The organism is Roseomonas gilardii (genome assembly GCF_001941945.1).
In the GTDB taxonomy this organism is placed as follows: domain Bacteria; phylum Pseudomonadota; class Alphaproteobacteria; order Acetobacterales; family Acetobacteraceae; genus Roseomonas.
This window is the reverse complement of sequence record NZ_CP015583.1, coordinates 927080-947068: the sequence shown is the minus strand read 5'-3', so window position 1 is coordinate 947068 and position 19989 is coordinate 927080. Positions and strand designations below refer to the sequence as shown.

At 71.0% G+C, this 19989-nt stretch carries 16 protein-coding genes and 1 riboswitch; of the genes, 10 read left to right on the top strand and 6 right to left on the bottom strand.

Annotated elements, in window-relative coordinates; translation table 11 throughout:
- Position 1: 1 nt before the first annotated feature.
- The 5 genes from RGI145_RS04130 to RGI145_RS04110 all read right to left on the bottom strand — a co-directional run bounded on the left by RGI145_RS04130 (position 2) and on the right by RGI145_RS04110 (position 4287).
- Positions 2-1132 (bottom strand): DUF898 family protein, encoded by a 1131-nt coding sequence (locus RGI145_RS04130; protein WP_083670385.1) that lies wholly within the window; start codon positions 1130-1132, stop codon positions 2-4.
- A 94-nt stretch (positions 1133-1226) separates the two neighbouring features.
- Positions 1227-2102 (bottom strand): 3-hydroxybutyryl-CoA dehydrogenase, encoded by an 876-nt coding sequence (locus RGI145_RS04125; RefSeq protein ID WP_075797347.1) that lies wholly within the window; start codon positions 2100-2102, stop codon positions 1227-1229.
- 111 nt (positions 2103-2213) lie between these two features.
- The gene (locus RGI145_RS04120) at positions 2214-3152 is read right to left on the bottom strand and encodes an electron transfer flavoprotein subunit alpha/FixB family protein (protein WP_075799822.1); all 939 of its coding nucleotides are present in this window, start codon (positions 3150-3152) and stop codon (positions 2214-2216) included.
- Positions 3153-3180: 28 nt separating this feature from the next.
- Positions 3181-3930, bottom strand: a complete 750-nt coding sequence (locus RGI145_RS04115; RefSeq protein ID WP_075797346.1) for an electron transfer flavoprotein subunit beta/FixA family protein — start codon at positions 3928-3930, stop codon at positions 3181-3183.
- A 162-nt stretch (positions 3931-4092) separates the two neighbouring features.
- The gene (locus RGI145_RS04110) at positions 4093-4287 is read right to left on the bottom strand and encodes a twin transmembrane helix small protein (RefSeq protein WP_075797345.1); all 195 of its coding nucleotides are present in this window, start codon (positions 4285-4287) and stop codon (positions 4093-4095) included.
- A gap of 153 nt (positions 4288-4440) precedes the next feature.
- On the opposite strand from RGI145_RS04110, the gene RGI145_RS04105 reads away from it, so the two are divergent.
- The 4 genes from RGI145_RS04105 (at position 4441) to RGI145_RS04090 (ending at position 11530) form a co-directional block, all read left to right on the top strand.
- The gene (locus tag RGI145_RS04105; protein WP_075797344.1) at positions 4441-6975 is read left to right on the top strand and encodes a mechanosensitive ion channel family protein; all 2535 of its coding nucleotides are present in this window, start codon (positions 4441-4443) and stop codon (positions 6973-6975) included.
- Positions 6976-7217: 242 nt separating this feature from the next.
- Positions 7218-7514: a hypothetical protein gene (locus RGI145_RS04100; RefSeq protein ID WP_075797343.1), complete on the top strand. Its 297-nt coding sequence runs from the start codon at positions 7218-7220 to the stop codon at positions 7512-7514.
- A gap of 91 nt (positions 7515-7605) precedes the next feature.
- Positions 7606-7727, top strand: a riboswitch (TPP riboswitch).
- 118 nt (positions 7728-7845) lie between these two features.
- The gene (gene thiC / locus RGI145_RS04095; RefSeq protein ID WP_075797342.1) at positions 7846-9645 is read left to right on the top strand and encodes a phosphomethylpyrimidine synthase ThiC; all 1800 of its coding nucleotides are present in this window, start codon (positions 7846-7848) and stop codon (positions 9643-9645) included.
- 493 nt (positions 9646-10138) lie between these two features.
- Positions 10139-11530, top strand: coding sequence for a GntP family permease (locus RGI145_RS04090; protein ID WP_208863926.1), 1392 nt, complete (start codon positions 10139-10141; stop codon positions 11528-11530).
- Between the two features lie 11 nt (positions 11531-11541).
- Here RGI145_RS04090 and RGI145_RS04085 read toward each other — a convergent pair whose 3' ends face one another.
- Positions 11542-12270 carry a class I SAM-dependent methyltransferase gene (locus RGI145_RS04085; protein WP_075797340.1) on the bottom strand — a complete coding sequence of 243 codons (729 nt, stop codon included), beginning with the start codon at positions 12268-12270 and terminating at the stop codon, positions 11542-11544.
- Between the two features lie 464 nt (positions 12271-12734).
- Between RGI145_RS04085 and RGI145_RS04075 the strand changes: the two genes are divergently transcribed.
- The 6 genes from RGI145_RS04075 (at position 12735) to RGI145_RS04050 (ending at position 19979) form a co-directional block, all read left to right on the top strand.
- On the top strand, positions 12735-14198 hold the full coding sequence (locus RGI145_RS04075; protein WP_075797339.1) for a cytochrome ubiquinol oxidase subunit I: 1464 nt from the start codon (positions 12735-12737) through the stop codon (positions 14196-14198).
- 6 nt (positions 14199-14204) lie between these two features.
- Positions 14205-15239, top strand: coding sequence for a cytochrome d ubiquinol oxidase subunit II (gene cydB, locus RGI145_RS04070; RefSeq protein ID WP_075797338.1), 1035 nt, complete (start codon positions 14205-14207; stop codon positions 15237-15239).
- Positions 15223-15357 carry a DUF2474 family protein gene (locus RGI145_RS04065; RefSeq protein ID WP_237183199.1) on the top strand — a complete coding sequence of 45 codons (135 nt, stop codon included), beginning with the start codon at positions 15223-15225 and terminating at the stop codon, positions 15355-15357. The genes cydB and RGI145_RS04065 overlap by 17 nt, the downstream gene beginning before the upstream one ends.
- A gap of 133 nt (positions 15358-15490) precedes the next feature.
- Positions 15491-16624: an FAD-dependent oxidoreductase gene (locus RGI145_RS04060; RefSeq protein WP_075797336.1), complete on the top strand. Its 1134-nt coding sequence runs from the start codon at positions 15491-15493 to the stop codon at positions 16622-16624.
- A gap of 152 nt (positions 16625-16776) precedes the next feature.
- The gene (gene crtI / locus RGI145_RS04055; RefSeq protein ID WP_075797335.1) at positions 16777-18369 is read left to right on the top strand and encodes a phytoene desaturase family protein; all 1593 of its coding nucleotides are present in this window, start codon (positions 16777-16779) and stop codon (positions 18367-18369) included.
- Positions 18370-18383: 14 nt separating this feature from the next.
- Entirely contained in the window at positions 18384-19979 is a 1596-nt protein-coding gene (locus tag RGI145_RS04050; protein WP_075797334.1) for a phytoene desaturase family protein, read from the top strand.
- Positions 19980-19989 lie beyond the last annotated feature (10 nt).

Below are 19989 nucleotides of genomic sequence, written 5' to 3'. Positions count from 1 at the left end.
CTCAGAAGACCGAGGCCCCGGCGCCCAGGACATCCGCCAGCCCCTCGCCATGGCCGGGGCGGTAGCCTTCCGCCTGCCGCACCCGCGCCAGGCTCATCTCCCCGGACAGCAGCAGGTCGTCCGCGAAGAAGCGGAGGGAGCGGTGCTGCGCCAGGGGCCAGAGCAGCCCCAGGCTGAGCCAGACGAGAAGCACATTGCCGAACAGGAACAGGGCGACGCGCAGGGTGCCGTGCCGGCTGCGGAAGCGCAGTTCCTCCAGGCTCGTGCTCCGCACCGTCAGGCGCCACTGCGCAGCCTGGATCAGCGACCCGGCCAGTTGGAGCGACAGGAGGAAGACCCCGCCCACGGGCAGCATCAGCACCATGAGCCGCTTGCCGAGCGCATCCTGCACCGCCGGGTCCACCCGGCCCCCGCCCTGGAAGAGCGCCGCGTTCTGCAGGATGGGCGGCAGCAGGAAGGCCGCCACGGCGGCGAAGGTCAGGATGGCGGCCAGCAGGGCCGCCAGCAGATACCACGGGAAAAGCTGACCGCCCCGGCCGGTGAAGGTGAACCGCGCCGTGCCATAGGAGGTCTCGCCCAGCGTCCAGCGCAGCGAGGTCGCGGCCATCCAGGGCAGGGAGAGGCCCAGGGTCAGGAAGCTCAGGAACATCCGTCCCAGCATCCCGGCGCCATAGCGCCAGGGCGAGCCGGACAGGTGGAAGGCGACCCCGTTCAGCAGGGTGCGGCTCAGCAGATAGCGGCGGGCGGTGAAGGCACCGGCGAAGCCGAGCAGGCCGGCGGGCAGGTAGAGGGCGAAGGAAGCCAGCCGCGCGGCCTCCGGCGCGAGCATCTGCGTCAGGCCCATGGCGAACAGGAGCGGGACGATCACGAGAAGGGCGAGAAGGAAGCCCCGGAACAGCTCCCCGCCCGTCCCGGTATATTCCAGCCTCTGCCCATCCAGGCTGAGGTGCTGCCAGACATGGCGGCGCAGCCGCGTGCGGGCCCAGAAGCGCCAGATGCCGAGGGTCAGCACGGTCAGGAGAAGATTAAGGAAGAAGATCCGGTAGAGATCCCCCAGCCGCCCGTCATAGCGCAGGCGGTGGCCGGGCACGGCCCCCGGGGCATGCTCCGGCACTGGTCCCTGGCTGGACATCTTTCGAATCGCTCTCCGAACCGTTCGTCCGGAGAATTATCGCATTGGTGCAACCCAAAGGTGTACAGACAAAATCTCTTTTTCTGGATTTTGCCTAACGCGCTGGCTTCGGAGTCTCGCCCGAATAGTCGTAGAAGCCCTTGCCCGTCTTCCGGCCCAGCCAGCCGGCATCGACATACTTCACCAGCAGCGGCGAGGGCCGGTACTTGCTGTCGCCCAGCCCCTCGTGCAGCACCCGCATGATCGCGAGGCAGGTGTCCAGCCCGATGAAGTCGGCCAGTTCCAGCGGCCCCATCGGCTGGTTGGTGCCGAGCTTCATCGCCGTGTCGATGGACACCACGCCGCCCACCCCTTCCTGCAGGGTGGTGATGGCCTCGTTGATCATCGGCATCAGGATGCGGTTGACGATGAAGCCCGGATAATCCTCGGCTGTCGCCACCGTCTTGCCGAGCCGCTTCGCCAGCGCCTCCACCGCCTGCACGGTGGCCTCCTTCGTGGCGATGCCGCGGATCACCTCCACCAGCTTCATCACCGGCACGGGGTTGAAGAAGTGCATGCCGATGAAGCGCCCCGGCCGGTCCGTCGCCGTGGCAAGGCGGGTGATGGAGATGCTGCTGGTGTTGGTGGCGAGGATCGCACCGGGCTTCAGCTTCGGGCAGAGGCTCTCGAAGATCTTGCGCTTCAGTTCCTCGCGCTCGGTCGCGGCCTCGATCACGATGTCGCAGCCGCCCAGTGCCGCCATGTCGGTGCCGGCGGCGATGCGGCCCAGCGCGGCCTCCTTGTCGGCGGCCTGGATCGTGCCCTTGGCGACCTGCCGGTCCAGGTTCTTCGCCATGGTGGCGCGCGCCTTCTCCAGCGCCGCCTCGTTGACATCCACCAGGGTGACGGCGAGGCCGGACACGGCGCAGACCTGCGCGATGCCGTTGCCCATCTGCCCGGCACCGATCACGCCGACGGAAGCGATCTCCACAGCCTCTTCTCCCTCACGTGGTGTTGCGGCGGAAACCGGTCCCGCAGGAAGGCGGACCGGCCCCGTTCCGGAATGGCGCGTCCGGGGCGTGGCCCCGGACGCGCGGCCGGCTCAGCCCTTGCCGAGAGCGGCTTCGAGTTCCGGGACGACGGAGAAGAGGTCGCCGACGAGGCCGTAGTCGGCGACCTGGAAGATCGGCGCCTCCTCGTCCTTGTTGACGGCCACGATCACCTTGCTGTCCTTCATCCCCGCCAGGTGCTGGATGGCCCCTGAGATGCCGAAGGCCATGTAGAGCTCCGGCGCCACGATCTTGCCGGTCTGGCCCACCTGGTGGTCGTTGGGCGCATAGCCCGCATCCACCGCGGCCCGGCTCGCCCCCACCGCCGCCCCCAGCCGGTCGGCCAGCTTGTCCAGGATCGCGAAGTTCTCCGCCGACCCCATCGCCCGGCCGCCCGAGATCACCACCCGCGCCGCCGTCAGCTCCGGACGCTCGCTCTTGGCGATCTCGGCGCCCACGAAGGACGACACCCCCGGATCGGCCACCGCCGCCACGCTCTCCACCGACGCCGTGCCGCCTTCGGCCGCCACCGGGTCGAAGGAGGCCGCCCGCACCGTCACCACCTTCTTCGCATCCGCCGAGCGCACGGTTGCCAGCGCGTTGCCCGCATAGATCGGCCGCACGAAGGTTTCGGCATCCACCACGTCCGAGATGTCGGAGACCGGCTGCACGTCCAGCAGCGCGGCCGCGCGCGGCATCACGTTCTTGCCCACCGCCGTGGCCGGGGCCAGCAGGTGCGTGTAGCCCGGCGCAAGCTCCACCAGCAGCGCCGAGAGCGGCTCGGCCAGCATGTGCCCGTCGCCCTCGGCATGCAGCACCTTCGCGATGCCCGCGATTGCTGTGGCGGACTGCGCCACCGCCGCCGCCCCCGAGACCAGCAGGTGCACCTCGCCGCCCGCCGCCTGGGCCAGCTTCCGGGCCGCCGCGATCGCCGAGCGGGTCGGCTGGTTGACGTGGCTGCCGTCATGGTCGGCCAGGACCAGGATGCTCACCGGGATACTCATCTCAGATCACCCCCGCTCAAATGACTTTTGCTTCGTTGCGCAGCTTGTCCACCAGCTCGGCCACCGAGCCCACCTTCACCCCCGCCTGGCGCTTCGCCGGCTCCTCCACCTTCAGCACCGTCAGCCGCGGGCTCGCATCCACCCCCAGATCCGACGGCTTCACCGTCTCGATCGGCTTCTTGCGCGCCTTCATGATGTTGGGCAGCGAGGCATAGCGCGGCTCGTTCAGCCGCAGGTCCGTGGTCACCACCGCCGGCAGCTTCAGCGACACCGTCTCCAGCCCGCCATCGATCTCGCGCGTGACCTTCGCCACGCCGTCGGCCACCTCCACCTTGCTCGCGAAGGTCCCCTGCCCCCAGCCCAGCAGCGCCGCCAGCATCTGCCCCGTGGCGTTCATGTCGTCGTCGATCGCCTGCTTGCCCAGCACGATCAGCCCCGGCTGCTCGCGCTCGGCCAGCGCCTTGAGGATCCGCGCCACCGCCAGCGGCTCCACCGCGCCCTCCTGCTCCACCAGGATACCGCGGTCAGCCCCCATCGCCAGCGCCGTGCGGATCTGCTCCTGCGCCTGCGCCGGGCCCACCGAGACCGCCACGATCTCGCTCGCGATGCCACGCTCCTTCAGCCGCACCGCTTCCTCGACCGCGATCTCGTCGAACGGGTTCATCGACATCTTGACGTTCGCCGTCTCGACGCCACTCCCGTCCGACTTCACGCGTACCTTCACGTTGTAGTCCACCACCCGCTTCACGGGCACCAGTAGCTTCATCGTGTTTCCAGCCGTTTCCCGAGACGATGACGGGACCATGGCCCGCCGGAGGATCGGCCCGCGCATCGGCGGACCAGGCGCCGCGGACCATAAGGCGGGGCATTACGGGCTGGCAAGGCAGCCTCCTCCCATGGGGGGCATCCCGCCGCCGCGAGGCCCGCCCTAGCGGCGCGTCAGCAGCAGGAGCAGCGCGAAAAGCCCCAGCGCCAGCGCCTGGAGCCCGACGCGCCAGCGCATCAGCCGGTTGGACCGCGCCCCATCCTCGCGTCCGCCCACCATGCCGATCATGCCCGCGAAGAGGACGCCGAGCGTGGCCAGCATGGCGAGTGCCGTCAGGATGGTGAGGAGCGTGATCATGCGATCAGAGTTGTGCCGGAACGGCCGGAGCGCAACGCCCCTGGCCCGCATCGCCGCCGGGGCACTCTCATGGCTGGCGCGGGCGCCCGGCGGGACACCCGATTGACGGTACCCGATTGACCGGCGCCACGCGGCGCGGTCCAAGGCGCCACCATGCCTCGCCGCCCCCTCGCCAGACTTCTGGCCCTGTTGTTCCTGGCCAGCCTGACCCTGGCCCTGCCGCTTCCCCTGGCCGGACCGGAGGCGCTGGCCCAGATGGCGCCGGCCGAGCCGCTGCCGCCGGCACAGCCCGTGAGCCCCGCCCCGGCGGCCCCAACGCCGCCCCGGCCCGCCGAGCCCGCCCCGACGCCACGCCCGGCCACGCCGCCAGCCGCCCATAACGGCAGCCAGACCGCCAGCCCGGGCCGCGCCGCCGGCCTGCCTCCGGGCGAGGCCGAGCGCATGCTCGGCGTGCTGCGCGACGAGAGCCGGCGCAACGAGCTGATCCGAAGCCTGGAGACCCTGAACGCGGCCGAGCGGGCAAGGCGCGAGGGCGGTGCCCCCGCCACGGCCGAGGCCCCTTCGACGGCCCCTTCGACGGCCCCTTCCCCGGCGCCCGCATCCGCCCCCTCTGCCGCCCCCTCTGCCGCGCCCGCGGAGGCAGCGGCCGCCGCCCCGCCCGCCGCCGAGACCGCCCCCGCCAGCTCCGTCGTGGTGCCGAACAACCTGGTCGGCCAGATCGCCAGCGGCGCGGCCGAACGCCTGCGCCACGCGGTGGCCCAGGTCATGGCCGGGGCACGGGTGCTCGCCGACCTGCCGGCCGTGGCCTCCTGGGCCTCCGGCGTGGCGCGCGACCCGGTGGCGCGGGTCCGCATCACCGACGCCGCCTGGAAGATGCTGTTGACCTTCGGCCTCGGCGTGCTGGCGGAAATCGCGGTCTATCACCTGCTGCGCGCGCCGCGCCGGCGGCTGGACGCCATGGCCCCGGCGCCGGGCGACCGCTGGAACTGGCTGCGCCGCGTGCCCATCGTGGCCGGGCGCCTGCTGCTCGACCTGCTGCCGGTGCTGGGCTTCGCGCTGGTCGCCTATCCGATGGTGGATGCGGTGCATCCCCTGCCCACCACGGAGCTGGTGCTGCTCACCGTCAACAACGCCTATGTGCTGTGCCGGGCCATCATGATGGCTTCGCGCATGCTGCTCTCGCCCGCCTCGGCGCATCTGCGGCTGATCCGCATGCCGGACGAGACGGCGGCCTATTTCACCCGCTGGCTGCGCCGCATCGTGGGGCTCTCGGTCTTCGGCTATGCGCTGGCCGAGGCCAGCCTGCAGTTCGGCGTCCCCTGGGCGGTGCATGACGGCATCATCCGGCTGATCATGCTGCTGGTCTCGCTGATGCTGGTCATCGTCGTGGTGCAGAAGCGGCAGGTGGTGGCCGGGCTGCTGCGCGCGCCGGAACTGGCGCCGGGCGAGGAGCCCTCGGGCTCCCGCGCCGTGCTGCGCACGCTGCGCAACCGGCTGGCCGGGATCTGGCACGTGGTGGTCATCCTCTGGCTGCTCGCGCTCTGGGGCGTCTGGGCACTGGAGGTGCCGGACGGCTTCACGCGCCTGCTGCGCGGCACCGGGGCGACGCTGCTGATCCTCGGCGTGGCGAAGGGGCTCGATGTGGGCCTGCGCCAGCTCCTGGACCGTGCCATGGCGCTCCCCGCCGGCCTCGCCGCCCGCTATCCGGGGCTGGAGCTGCGCGCCACCCGCTACGGCCCCCTGCTGCGCGGCCTGGTGAGCGGCGTGCTGACCGTGGCGGCCTTGCTGCTGCTGCTGGAGGCCTGGGGCATCGGCGCCTTCGCCTGGTTCACCCAGGGCAGGCTGGGCTCGCGCATCCTGGCGGCGCTGGGCTCCATCGGCGTCAGCGTGCTCGTGGCCATCCTGGTCTGGGAGGTGGCGAACAGCGCCATCGCCCGCCAGCTCACCCGGGCCTCGCGCGAGGGGCAGGCGGCGCGTTCCGCCCGCGTGCGCACCCTGCTGCCGATGATGCGCACGGCGCTGATGATCGTGATCCTGATCTTCCTGGTGCTGAACGTGCTGAGCGAGATCGGGGTGAACGTCGCGCCGCTGATCGCCGGCGCCTCGGTCGTCGGCGTCGCCATCGGCTTCGGTTCGCAGACTCTGGTGAAGGACGTGGTGACGGGCCTCTTCCTTCTGCTGGAGGATGCGGTGGCGGTGGGCGACAGCGTCACCCTCGGCACGCCGCCTCAGACCGGGGTGGTGGAGCGGCTCTCGATCCGCTCCATCCGGCTGCGCGCGGTGGACGGGTCGGTGCACATCATCCCCTTCTCCTCCGTCACCTCCGTCACCAACATGACCCGCGACTTCGCCTTCGCCATGCTGGAATTCTCGCTCTCCTATGGCGAGGACACGGATCGCGTGGCCGAGGTGCTGCGCCAGATCGCGAAGGAGATGCGGGGCGAGACGCGCTGGAGCGCGGCGATCCGCGACGACATGGACGTCATGGGCGTGGAGCGGCTGCTGGAGACCGGCGTGGTGCTGCGCGCCCGGCTGAAGACCGAGCCCTCGCAGCGCGCCCCGGTGGCGCGCGAGCTGAACCGCCGCATCCAGGCGAGGTTCGAGGAGCTGGGCATCGTCATTCCCTCCCCCTGGCGCAAGACCGTCACGGAGGAGGACCAGATGCATGCGGCGGGCGCGAGTGCCTGAGGCCCGTCATGCACCCGGCGCGGATCAGATCCGCGCCGGTTTTCACCGGGCTGCCTGTACAGCCACCCGAAGCGCGTCCTAGGCTCGCCGGCATGACGGTCTGGACCTCCACGCGGCGAATTATCCGCCCGGTCGCCTGAGCGCCGCCCGAGGGGGCTTCCCCTCCGAGGCGGGCGAAGAGCGGCCGGGACACTGATCCGTCACCCCCTCTTCGCCGTGCTTTTCCGGAGGCCTCCAGAGCCATGTCCGACCTCGTTTCCGCCACCGTCGCCGCCCGCTTCAGCCTGCTCGCCGAGCCCTCTCCCGGCCTGCTGCCGCGCGTGATGCAGCCCTTCGCCAAGCGCGACCTGGTGCCTGACCATTTCGCCTCGCACCGCGAGGATGGCACCCTGCGCCTGTCCTTCGGCATGAAGTCCATGCCGGCGGAGATGGTGCACCTCGTCCGCGGCGACCTCGCCCGTCTCGTCGGCCTGCTCGATCTCCAGGTGGAGCAGGGCGCGGTGGAGCGCGGCCCTGCGGTGCTCGCCGTCGCCGCCTGACCGCGTGAAGCCGCACACCAGACCGGGCGCACGAAGCCGCGAGGGCCGCCTCGGCCGTTGACAGCCGCGGCGCCGCGTGGCCCTGATGCGCGCATGTTCCAAGGGGGGTCCCGGTTCAGGGGCTGAGATAGCGCTGGGGCTTCCGCCCGCCGCGCTGACCCTTCGAACCTGATCCGGGTCATGCCGGCGAAGGGACAGGAACGGGCCGCCACGGGCCGGGAATCATCCGTAGGCGCCCCACCCCGACGTCACACCAGACGACCCGGGTCTCCGACCGAAAGCAGGTTCAGGAGATCCGACCGTGCCAGACAGCCTTCCCCCGAAATCCCCCATGCAGATCGGCGAGGTCGTGACCGGCCCGATCCCGGGCTCCCGCCGCGTCTATGTGGAATGCCCGGCGCGCGGCTTCCGCGTGCCCTTCCGCGAGATCGCGGTGCACCCCTCCGCCAAGGAGCCGCCCGTCACGCTCTACGACGCCTCCGGCCCCTATACCGACCCCGAGGCGAAGGTGGACATCGCGAGCGGCCTCGCCCGCACCCGCGACGCCTGGATCCGCGCCCGCGGCGACGTGGAGGAGACCGAGGGCCGCGCCATCCGGCCGGAGGACAACGGCAACGTTTCCGACAGCCACCGCGTGCCGCGGTTCCCGGGCCGCATCCGCCCGCTGCGCGCCAGGGCCGGCGCGGCGGTGACGCAGATGGCCTATGCCCGGCGCGGCATCGTCACGCCGGAGATGGAATTCGTCGCCATCCGCGAGAACATGCGCCGCGAGATGCTGCGCGAGGTCATCCGCGACGGCGAGGATTTCGGCGCCAGCATCCCGGACGTGGTGACGGCGGAATTCGTGCGCGACGAGATCGCCCGCGGCCGCGCCATCATCCCGAACAACGTGAACCACCCGGAATCCGAGCCGATGGCGATCGGGCGGAACTTCCTGGTGAAGATCAACGCCAATATCGGCAACTCGGCGGTCAGCTCCTCGGTGGCGGAGGAGGTGGACAAGATGGTCTGGGCGATCCGCTGGGGCGCCGACACGATCATGGACCTTTCCACCGGCCGCAACATCCACGACACGCGCGAATGGATCCTGCGCAACGCCCCCGTCCCCGTCGGCACCGTGCCGCTGTACCAGGCGCTGGAGAAGGTCGGCGGCGTGGCCGAGGAGCTGAGCTGGGAGGTGTTCCGCGACACGCTGATCGAGCAGGCGGAACAGGGCGTGGACTACTTCACCATCCATGCCGGCGTGCGCCTCGCCCATGTGCCGCTCACCGCGCGGCGCGTCACCGGCATCGTCTCGCGCGGCGGCTCGATCATGGCCAAGTGGTGCCTGGCGCATCACCGGGAGAGCTTCCTCTACACGCGCTTCGACGAGATCTGCGAGATCATGCGCGCCTATGACGTCGCCTTCTCGCTGGGCGACGGCCTGCGCCCCGGCTCCATCGCCGATGCCAACGACGCGGCGCAGTTCGCCGAGCTGGAAACGCTGGGCGAGCTGACCCAGGTGGCGTGGAAGCACGACTGCCAGGTGATGATCGAGGGCCCCGGCCATGTGCCGATGCACAAGATCAAGGCCAACATGGACAAGCAGCTCGCGGTCTGCGGCGAGGCACCCTTCTACACCCTCGGCCCGCTCACGACCGATGTGGCGCCGGGCTACGACCACATCACCTCGGCCATCGGCGCGGCGATGATCGGCTGGTTCGGCACGGCGATGCTCTGCTACGTCACGCCGAAGGAGCATCTGGGCCTGCCTGACCGCGACGACGTGAAGGCCGGCGTGATCGCCTACAAGATCGCCGCCCATGCCGCCGACCTCGCCAAGGGTCACCCCACGGCACGGGCCTGGGACGACGCGCTGAGCCGCGCGCGCTTCGAGTTCCGCTGGGAGGACCAGTTCAACCTGGGCCTCGATCCGGAAACGGCGCGCGCCTATCACGACGAGACCCTGCCCAAGGAAGCGCACAAGGTCGCGCATTTCTGCTCCATGTGCGGGCCCAAGTTCTGCTCCATGAAGATCAGCCAGGACATCCGCGACGAGGCCATCCGCGCCGCCGCCGAGGAAGGCATGGCCGAGATGGCGGAACGCTTCCGCGACGGCGGCAGCCAGATCTACAGCCCCGCCGCGGAGTAGCTGCGGCAAGCCGCGCCGGCCGTCGCGGCACTTGTGGCCCGGGGGAAGGCTCCGCCTTACCCCCGATACCCCCATCCGCCAGGAGCCGGTGGCTCCTGGACCTGCCTTTCACTGGCTCCTGCTGCGGCCGGATCGTGCCGGAGAGCATGGCTCTCCGGCGGCTGCGGGCGCCACCAGCGCGACCGGCATGTCTTCTTCCTGCAGCACCCGCCGTATCCGTCGGCCCCGCGGGATCGACCCTGGAAACTGACGGCCACCACAGGCGCCAACTCGGGCCAGGGGTCCGGGGACCGGCTTCGGTCCCCGGCGGTGAGGGGGTCCGGGCGGAGAGGCGGCGCCTCTCCCCCGGGGCCGGCCCAGCAGCGCAACGTCCCCCCCGATCCGCGCGATCATTGGCCGTCCGGATCGTCCCGCAGGCGGGCACATGCCTGCCCTGCTTTGACAGGGATTCCGCGCTGCGGGAGCTTCCACCCGGACTGGTGGAGTGATGCCTATGACGGCAGCCTGGAACAGCGGCGACACGCTTCTTCTCATTGCCGTGGCGGTCGCGCTCGCTGTGATCGTCCTGCTGATCGCCTGGGGCCGGATCGCCGCCTTCCTCGCCATCATGCTCGGCGCCGGCGTCTTCGCCGCCATCACCGGCCTGCCGATCGAAAAGCTCACCCCCGCCTTCGAACATGGCGCGGGCGGCGTGCTGGGCGATATCGGCGTGGTGATCGCGCTCGGCGCCATGCTGGGCGGGCTGCTCACCGCCGGGGGCGCGGCCGACCGCATCGTGGACGGCGTGCTGCAGCATGCCACGGCGCGCAGCCTGCCCTGGCTGCTGGCCCTGGTCGCCATGCTGATCGGCCTGCCGCTCTTCTTCGAGGTCGGGCTGGTCATCATGATCCCGATCATCTTCGCCATGGCGCAGAAGACGAAGCTGCCGGTGATGCAGGTGGCCATCCCCGCTCTGGCCGGCATGACGACGCTGCACGCGCTGGTGCCGCCGCATCCCGGACCGCTGATCGGCATCGCGCAGCTCCACGCGGATCTCGGCCTGACCCTGGGCTTCGGCCTGCTGATCGCCGTGCCGGCGGTGGCTCTGGCCGGGCCGCTCTACAGCCATGTGATCGTGCGCATCCCCTCGATGCGGGAGGCCGGGCAGGCCGCGACGCGGCGGAAGGAGGAGCAGCATGGCGAGAGCTGGGTCACGCCGGGCGCCCGCCCCTCCTTCGCCCTGTCGCTGGTGGTGCTGCTGCTGCCGGTCGCGCTGATGCTCTGCCGCACCGTGGCCCAGGTGGCGCTGCCGCCCGGCGCGGCGCGGACTCTGCTGGAGGCCGTCGGCGCCCCCATCGTGGCTCTGGCGACCAGCGTGGTCTTCGCCGCCATCGCCCTGGGCTGGGCCCGCGGCGCCACGCGGACGGAGGTGGGCAAGGTGATGAGCGCCGCCCTGCCGCCCATCGCCATCCTGCTGCTGACCATCGGCGCGGGCGGTGGCTTCAAGCAGGTGCTGGTGGAGGCCGGCATCACCGGCACGCTTGGCAAGATCGCGCAGGACACCGGCATGCCGCTGGTGCTGCTGGCCTGGCTGATCGCCGTCTGCCTGCGCCAGGCGACCGGCTCTGCCACGGTGGCGACCACGGCGGTGGCCGGGCTGATGGCCCCGCTGGTCGGCGGCTTCGGCCTGACCCCGGCGCAGACCTCCCTGCTGGTGCTGGCGATCGGCTCGGGGTCGGTCTTCTTCTGCCACGTCAACGATGCGGGCTTCTGGATGATCCGGGAGTTCTTCGGCCTGCGCCTCGGCCAGACCGTCTGGGCCTGGTCGGTGCTGCAGACCATCGTCTCCGTGACCGGGCTGGTGCTGACCGCCCTGCTCTGGGGCCCGGCGGGCTGGATGGGCTGACCCGCGCGCGCCTACCGTTGCGCGGCGAGGAGCGCCATCATCGGCCGGTCCATCTCCTCCGCCAGGGTGGGCCGCGCCGCGAGCTGTTCCGGCGCCGGGGACCATTCCCGGAGCGCCCGGAGCGTGAAGCCGGCTCCGATCAGCGCATTCACCGTGGTGCCCAGCATCCGGTGCTGCTTCACCACCCCGTCCGCCAGCCAGTCCGTGCGGCGCTCCCCCTCCACTGCGTAATGGTCCACCGGCCAGTAGCGGGTGCCGTCGTCCCGGAGCAGCCAGCCCGGATTCAGGGAGGCCATGTAGATCGGGTGCTCGATGGTGAAGACGAGATGCCCGCCGGGCGCGATGGCATGGAACAGCATCCGGACCAGCCGCGGAAAATCCGCGATGTAGTGGAAGGCGAGTGAGCTGTAGGCGAGGTCGAAGCCCGCCATGGGCAGTTCCAGGCTTTCCAGGTCGGCCCGTTCATAGGCCACGGCGGGATGCGACGTTTCCGCCCTGGCCCGCTCCAGCATCCGCTCCGACAGGTCGAACCCCAGCACTTGGCGGGCCCCCTGTTCCGCCGCCCAGCGGGCGAACCAGCCGAAGCCGCAGCCGAGATCGACGACGCGCCGCCCGCGCAGATCCGGCAGCATCGCCTGGATGGCCGGCCATTCGGGAGCCCCGTCCAGCCCGTGGACGGAACGGTCCAGGCGGCTGTAGCCCGCGAAGAACTCCGGCTTGTCATAGATGTTCTGGGCCATGTCTCTTCCATCGGGATGGCGGGTGGTGCCCCCAGGGCGCCGCGCCCCTTGGCCCGTGGCGAGGGGCACCGCACGGCAAGGCCAACCCGGAGAGCGACGGATCGACGAGGCCGCCGGAATGCGAAGGCTAACCCCGGGGACAAGGGGATATCCAGGTCCGCTCCGGCCGCTGCAAAGGGGACTTGGCTTCTCCCGGTTCTGCGCATTCAGCCGCTGGTATGATGACGTGAGGACGCCGGAGACGGAGCGCCTTGCCATGCTCCTGTCGCCCGGCGCGCGCGTCACCCGCCTTCTGGATGCGAAGGACCGGCTGGTTTCCATCGCGCGCGGCCCGCGCCCGCCCAGGGCAGCCATTCCAGGGAAAGAGAGATGATGCGCCAGCCCTCGCGTTTGTGACCCATCCTGCACCGCCCACCGCGCTCAACTGTTGGAGCGCGACGCCCGAATCCGTGGAGCCCCCGCCCATGATCGAGTCCCTGCTGCCCAGCGCGCTGGACCTCGCCCGCTTCCAGTTCGCCTTCGTGGTGGTCTGGCACTTCCTCTTCCCCGCCTTCACCATCGGCCTCGCCTCCTATCTCGCGGTGCTGGAGGCGCGCTGGCTCTGGACGGGGAATGCCGTCTATCTCGATACCTTCCGCTACTGGCTGAAGATCTTCGCGATCGCCTTCGCCATGGGCGTGGTCTCGGGCATCGTCATGTCCTACCAGTTCGGCACCAACTGGTCGGAGCTCTCGCGCCGGGCCGGGCCGATCCTGGGGCCGCTGCTGGGCTACGAGGTCCTGACCGCCTTCTTCCTGGAGGCCGGCTTCCTCGGCGTGATGCTCTTCGGGCTGGAGCGCGTGGGCAAGGGGCTGCACTTCACCGCCACCTGCCTGGTCGCGATCGGCACCTGCTTCTCCGCCTTCTGGATCCTCGCCGCCAATTCCTGGATGCAGACGCCGCAGGGCTTCAGCATCGCCCCCGACGGCAGCTTCCATCCGGAGGACTGGTGGGCGATCATCTTCAACCCCTCCTTCCCCTACCGCTTCCTGCACACCGTCACCGGCGCCTATCTCACCACCGCGCTGATCGTCGGCGCGGTCGGCGCCTTCCACGTGCTGCGGGAGCGGCGCAACGACACGCTCGGCACGCGGGAGGCCAATCCGCGCGCCCGGGTGATGTTCTCCATGGCGATGTGGATGCTCACCATCGTGGCGCCCATCCAGGCGGTGCTGGGCGACCTGCATGGCGGCAACACCTTCCACCACCAGCCGGCCAAGCTTGCCGCCATGGAGGGGCATTTCGAGACGGAGCGCGGTGCCCCCGCCATCCTCTTCGGCATCCCCTCGGCGGAGGAGGAGCGCACGCGGCTGCAGGTCGGCATCCCCAACCTCGCCAGCCTCTACCTCACCCATAGCTGGACCGGCGAGGTGCGCGGGCTGAAGGACCTGCCGCGCGACCACTGGCCCACCAACATCCCGCTGGTCTTCTTCGCCTTCCGCATCATGGTGGCGCTCGGCCTGCTGATGATCGGGCTGGGGCTGAGCAGCCTCGTGCTGCGCCTGCGCGGGCGGCTCTATGACACGCCCTGGGTGTTGCGCGCCGCCATCGCCATGGGCCCGGCCGGGCTGGTCGCGGTCACGGCGGGCTGGATCGTAACCGAGGCGGGGCGGCAGCCCTTCACCGTCTATGGCCACCTGACCACGGCCAACAGCGTCGCGCCGATCGGCGCGCCGGCCGTGGCCACCTCGCTCGTGGCCTTCGCCATCGTCTATTTCATCGTCTTCGGCGCCGGGATCTGGTTCCTCTTCCGCCTCTTCTCGCAGACGCCGCAGGCGCACGAGGAAGGGCCGCCCACCGACAAGCCGATCCGCTCGGCGGGCACCACCCCCGCTCCCTCGGCCCAGCGTGGGCCGGACCCGCGTCCCCAGACCCAACCGGCGGAGTGAGGCGCGATGCTCGACCCCCATGTCCTGGCCTTCATCTGGGCCTTCCTCATCGCCGTCGCGGTCTTCGTCTATGTCTGCCTCGACGGCTTCGACCTCGGCATCGGCATCCTTTTCCCGGTCATGCCGCGCAAGGAGGACCGGGACGTGGCGGTGAACAGCATCGCCCCGGTCTGGGACGGCAACGAGACCTGGCTGGTGCTGGGCGGCGTCGGGCTGATGCCCGCCTTCCCGCTCGCCTTCTCGATCATCCTGCCGGCGCTCTACCTGCCCGTCATCCTGATGCTGCTCGCCCTGGTCTTCCGCGGCGTCTCCTTCGAGATGCGCTTCCGCGCCGCCAACGAGACGCAGCAGAAATGGTGGGACCGCGCCTTCTCCTGGGGCTCCTACGTCGCCACCTTCTGCCAGGGCATCGCGCTCGGCGCCTTCGTGCAGGGTATCCATGTCGAGAACAACGCCTATGCCGGCGGCTGGTGGGACTGGCTGACGCCCTTCTCCCTGCTTACCGGCCTGGCGCTCGTCACCGGCTATGGCGTGCTCGGCGCCTGCTGGCTGCTGTGGAAGACCGAGGGCGCGCTGCACGACCGCGCCCGGCACCAGGCCGGCAGCATGATGGCCGTGCTGCTCTGCTTCATCTTCGTGGTGTCGGTCACCATGCCCTTCCTGCAACCCGCCTTCGCGGCGCGCTGGCTGGGCTTCCCCAACATCGTCCTCGCCGCGCCGGTGCCGGTCATCGTGGTCGCGCTGGCCTGGCTGTACTTCCGCGCGGTGCGGGATGCGGACCAGCACGGGCTCTGGGCGGATGCGAAGCCCTTCGTGCTGGCGCTGTGCATCTTCCTGATCACCTATGTCGGCTTCGGCATCAGCATGTACCCGCATATCGTGCCGCCCTCGGTCACCATCTGGCAGGCGGCGGCCCCGGCCTCCTCGCAGATCTTCCTGCTGGTCGGCGCCGTGGTGCTGCTGCCGATCATCCTGGGCTACACGGGCTATGTGTACTGGCTCTTCCGGGGCAAGGTCCGGGCCGGTGCCGGGTATCACTGAGATGGCGGCGGCGCCCGGCCGCTGGCGCCGCCTCGGCTGGTTCGTGCTGCTCTGGGCCTGCGGCGTGCTGGCGGTCGGCGCCGTGGGCTTCCTGATTCGCGGCGTGCTGCATCCCTGAGCGTCCCGCGCCCCGTCCGGCGCAACCGGCGGGGCGCGGCACGCCACACCCGGCTTCCGTCCCGCCCGGTCCTGGTCCAGCCTTCCCCGCCCCGGCGATGATTCGCCGGAAAGGCGAGGAGGGTTGTGGGGGCATGGGCAAGGCGCTGGTGGTCGGCGGTGGCATCATGGGGCTCTGCTCCGCCCGGGCGCTGCACCGGGCGGGCTGGGCGGTGGAACTGCTGGAACAGGATGCCTGCCCCAACCCGCGCGGCTCCTCGGTGGACCATCACCGGCTGATCCGCCACGCCTATGGGGCGGAGGCGGTCTATATGCGGATGGTGGACCGCGCCCACCGGGCCTGGGACCGCCTCTTCGCCGCCATCGGGGAGGCGCCCTACATCCCCACCGGCACGCTGATGCTGGCGGATGCGCAGGACAGTTGGCTGGCCGCCAGCCGCACCGCCCTGGGATCGGCAGGGCACCGGATGGAGGAGATCCCGCCCGCCGGCCTCACCGCCCGCTTCCCCATGCTCGACCCGGCCGGACTCGCCGAGGCGACCCTGGTGCCCACGGGCGGGGTGCTGCTGGCGGAACGCATCGTGGCCGGGCTGGCGCGCCATCTGGAGGCCGCCGGCGTCACGCTGCGCCGGGCGCGGGTGGAGGCGGTGGACCCGGCGCGGGGCCAGGCGAGGCTCGCGGACGGCAGGGTGGCGGAGGCCGACCTGCTGGTCCTGGCCGCCGGCCCCTGGACCGCCGCCCTGCTGCCGGAACTCGCCCCGCGCGCCACGCCCTCGCGCCAGATCGTGGTCTTCCTGGAACCGCCCGCCGCGCATCGTGCCGCCTGGGAGGCCGGGCCGATGCTGCTGGACCTCTCGCCCAGCGGCGGCTTCTACGCCGTGCCGCCGGTGGCCGGCACGCCGCTGAAGATCGGCGACCACCGTTTCTCGATGCGCGGCGATCCGGAGGACCCGCGCGAGGCCAGCGCGGCGGAGGCGGAGGAGATCCTGGCCCTCGCCCGCCCGCGCCTGCGCGATGCCGCGGGCTACCGGGTGCTGGGCGCCCGCGCCTGCTACTACGAGGTCGCGCCGGAGGAGCGCATCACGCTGGCCCGGCCCGGGGAGCGCTGCCTCGCCCTCTGCGGCACCTCCGGCCATGGCTTCAAGTTCGGCCCGGTCCTGGGCGAGGCGCTGGCTGCCGCGGCCGCCCGGCCGGAACACCTCCCCGCCCTGGCCGCCTGGGTGGCCGGGCGGGCCGATCTCCCGCCGCACCTGCTCCCCGAAGGCTGAAGGCGGGGCCGCGCCCGGCCGCACCGGAATGGTCACGAAAACCGGAGCATGGCCCGTCCCGTGGCGTCGCGGGCCTTGCGGGCCGGCGGTTCGCACGAACATGGACAGTTCGCCACCCGTTCCCCCCGCCTGACCGGATCCAGCGCCACACGATGAATGCTCCTCTCTACGCTCCTTCGATCCGGTCCGACCGTCCGCAGGCGGTGGTCATTGGGGCCGGACCGGGCGGCCTCGCCGCCGCGATGCTCCTGGCCGCGCGGGGCGTGCGCGTCACCGTGCTGGAGAAGGACAGCATGGTCGGCGGCCGCAACCGGCGCCTGGAAGCCCCGGGCGGTTATCGCTTCGACCTCGGGCCGACCTTCTTCCTCTACCCGCGCATCCTGGAGGAGATCTTCCGCGACTGCGGTGCCGAGCTTCGCGACGAGGTGGAGCTCCTGCGCCTCGACCCGCAATACCGCTTGCTGTTCGAGCAGGGCGACGGCGGCGTCACGCTCGACGCGACCTCCGACCTGGACCGGATGGAGGCGGAGATCGCCAAGCTCGACCCGCGTGACGCGGGCAACCTGCGCCGCTTCCTGGCCGACAACCGCGCCAAGCTGAAGAGCTTCCGCCCGGTGCTGGAACGCGCCTTCACCCGCGCCGCCGACATGATGGCGCCGGACCTGCTGCGCGCCCTGCCGCATCTGCGCCCGGCGAAATCCGTGGATGGCGACATGCGGCGCTTCTTCCGCGATCCGCGCACGCGCCTCGCCTTCTCCTTCCAGACCAAGTACCTCGGGATGAGCCCCTATCGCTGCCCGAGCCTGTTCACCATCCTGAGCTTCCTGGAATACGAGCACGGCGTCTTCCACCCGCGCGGCGGCTGCGGCGCGGTGGCGCTGGCCATGGCGCGCGTGGCGGAACGCCTGGGCGCGGAGATTCGCCTCGACAGCCCGGTGGACCGCATCCGCTTCGAGGGCCGGCGCGCGCGCGGCGTGGACAGCGGCGGCCGCAGCTTCGACGCCGATGCGGTGGTGATGAACGCGGATTTCGCCCATGCCGCGCCGCGCCTGATCCCCGACCATCTCCGCCGCCGCTGGCCGGACCGCAAGATCGAGACGGCGCGCTATTCCTGCTCCACCTTCATGCTCTATCTCGGCGTGGAGGGCACCTTTCCGCAACTCGCGCACCACAGCATCCTGCTGGCCGAGGATTACGAGCGGAACCTGCGCGAGGTCGGCGAGGGCACGCTGCCGCAGACGCCCTCGATCTACCTGCAACATGCCGGCGCCACGGAGGACGGCATGGCCCCGCCCGGGCACAGCGCGCTCTACCTCCTCGTCCCCGTGCCCAACCTGCGGGAGGGCGATGCCCGCGGCCTGGACTGGTCCCGGGCGGCCAGCCACTACCGGGAATTGGCACTGGACCGTGTGCAGAAGCTCGGCATCGGCGACCTGCGCCCCCGCATCCGGCACGAGCGCATGGTGACGCCCATGGACTGGCGGGACGAGTTCTCCGTGGGCTTCGGCGCGACCTTCAACCTCGCGCACGACCTGCGGCAGATGCTGGCCTTCCGCCCCGGCAACCGCTTCAATGACGTGCAGGGCGTCTATCTTGTCGGCGGTGGCACGCATCCGGGCTCCGGCCTGCCGGTGATCTACGAAGGGGCGCGCATCAGCGCCGATCTCTGCCTGCGCGACATGGGCCTGCACGGCGTGGACACGCGGCTGCACGGCGCGGTGGCCGCCACGCCGGCGGAAGCCTGAGGGGGAGGGGAACGATGGCACGGGTGGTGGTGATCGGCTCCGGCCTGGGCGGCCTCGCCGCGGCGGCGGTGGCGCAGGCGCGCGGGCATCAGGTGACGCTCTTCGACAAGAACCCCTGGCTCGGCGGCAAGGCGGCGGTGCTGGAGCTGGAGGCGCCGGACGGCTCCGGCCGCTTCCGCTTCGACATGGGCCCGACCATCCTGACCGTGCCGCGCGTGCTGCGCCGGATCTTCGCCGAGGCCGGGCGCGACCAGCAGGCGGAGCTGCCGCTGATCCGCCTCGACCCGCAATGGCGCTGCTTCTTCGGGGATGGCACGCGCATCGACCTGCGGGAGGACGTGCCTGCCATGGCCCGCGCCATGGAGGATTTCGCGCCGGGCCGCGATCTCGGCCCCGGCTACGAGAAGTTCCAGAAGCTGGCGCGCCACCTGCACGGCGTGTCGGAGAAGTTCTTCTTCTGGAAGCCGGTCGAGGACCTCTTCGACACGATCGACTGGCGGAGCAACATGCAGCCCGGCACGATGAAGGACGTGCTGAGCCTCCGCATGGGCCAGAACGTCGCGAAGATCATCCGCAGCCACGTGCCGGACGAGCGCCTGGCGCAGATGCTGGACCACTACTGCCAGTATGTCGGCTCCAACCCCTACAAGGCGCCCGCTGTGCTCTGCTCGATCGGCGACATGCAGGCGAGCGAGGGTGTCTGGTATCCCGTCGGCGGCACGCGCGCCGTGGCGGAAGGGCTGGCGAAGCTGGCGGGCGACCTCGGCGCCGACCTGCGCCCGGGCGTGGAGGTCACCGGCTTCGACATCCAGGACGGTCCAGGGGGGAAAAGCGTGAAGGGCGTCACCGCCAATGGCGAGCACATCGCCTGCGACGCCGTCATCTCCAACATGGACGCCATCCGCACCTACAAGGAGCTGGTGGGCGGCGACACCGGCCGGAAATACGCGCGCAAGGGCTACGAGCCCGCCTGTTCCGGCGTGGTGCTCTATCTGGGCCTGCGGAAGCGCTACGAGCACCTGGCCCACCACGACTTCGTCTTCTCCCGCGACGCGGAGGAGGAGTTCGACAGCATCTATCGCCGGGGCGAGCCCGCGCCGGACCCGACCGCCTATCTTGCCGCGCCCTCCGCCAGCGATCCCTCCGTGGCGCCGGAAGGCGGCGAGGCGCTCTACGTCCTCGTCCACACCCCCTATCTGCGCCCGCATCACGACTGGTCGCGGATGCTGCCCGCCTACCGGCAGACCATCCTCGACAAGCTGAAGCGCAGCGCCGGGATGGAGGATATCGAGGAGCGCATCGTGGTGGAGCGCGCCCTGACACCGCAGGACATCCACGACCGCTACAAGGTGCTGAACGGCGCCATCTATGGCCTCGCCTCGCACGGCACTTTCCTCGGCGCCTTCAAGCCCGGCAACCGCTCGCGCGCCGTGAAGGGGCTCTACCTCGCCGGCGGCACCGCGCATCCGGGGCCCGGCATGCCGATGGTGATGATGTCCGGCTGGATCGCGGCGGATGCGCTGGACCGCGACCTCGGCGGGCGCGGCATGGGTGCGGCGGCGGAGCGGGCCGGGTTGCGGGAGGCCGACATGCCGCAGGCGGCCGAGTAGCCGCCATGCC

Coding starts and splice junctions, on each gene's coding strand:
- RGI145_RS04130 (WP_083670385.1), bottom strand. CDS start 1,132: ATGTCCAGCCAGGGACCAGTGCCGGAGCATGCCCCGGGGGCCGTGCCC.
- RGI145_RS04115 (WP_075797346.1), bottom strand. CDS start 3,930: ATGAAGCTACTGGTGCCCGTGAAGCGGGTGGTGGACTACAACGTGAAG.
- RGI145_RS04110 (WP_075797345.1), bottom strand. CDS start 4,287: ATGATCACGCTCCTCACCATCCTGACGGCACTCGCCATGCTGGCCACG.
- RGI145_RS04105 (WP_075797344.1), top strand. CDS start 4,441: ATGCCTCGCCGCCCCCTCGCCAGACTTCTGGCCCTGTTGTTCCTGGCC.
- RGI145_RS04100 (WP_075797343.1), top strand. CDS start 7,218: ATGTCCGACCTCGTTTCCGCCACCGTCGCCGCCCGCTTCAGCCTGCTC.
- thiC (WP_075797342.1), top strand. CDS start 7,846: ATGCAGATCGGCGAGGTCGTGACCGGCCCGATCCCGGGCTCCCGCCGC.
- RGI145_RS04090 (WP_208863926.1), top strand. CDS start 10,139: ATGACGGCAGCCTGGAACAGCGGCGACACGCTTCTTCTCATTGCCGTG.
- RGI145_RS04085 (WP_075797340.1), bottom strand. CDS start 12,270: ATGGCCCAGAACATCTATGACAAGCCGGAGTTCTTCGCGGGCTACAGC.
- RGI145_RS04075 (WP_075797339.1), top strand. CDS start 12,735: ATGATCGAGTCCCTGCTGCCCAGCGCGCTGGACCTCGCCCGCTTCCAG.
- cydB (WP_075797338.1), top strand. CDS start 14,205: ATGCTCGACCCCCATGTCCTGGCCTTCATCTGGGCCTTCCTCATCGCC.
- RGI145_RS04060 (WP_075797336.1), top strand. CDS start 15,491: ATGGGCAAGGCGCTGGTGGTCGGCGGTGGCATCATGGGGCTCTGCTCC.
- crtI (WP_075797335.1), top strand. CDS start 16,777: ATGAATGCTCCTCTCTACGCTCCTTCGATCCGGTCCGACCGTCCGCAG.
- RGI145_RS04050 (WP_075797334.1), top strand. CDS start 18,384: ATGGCACGGGTGGTGGTGATCGGCTCCGGCCTGGGCGGCCTCGCCGCG.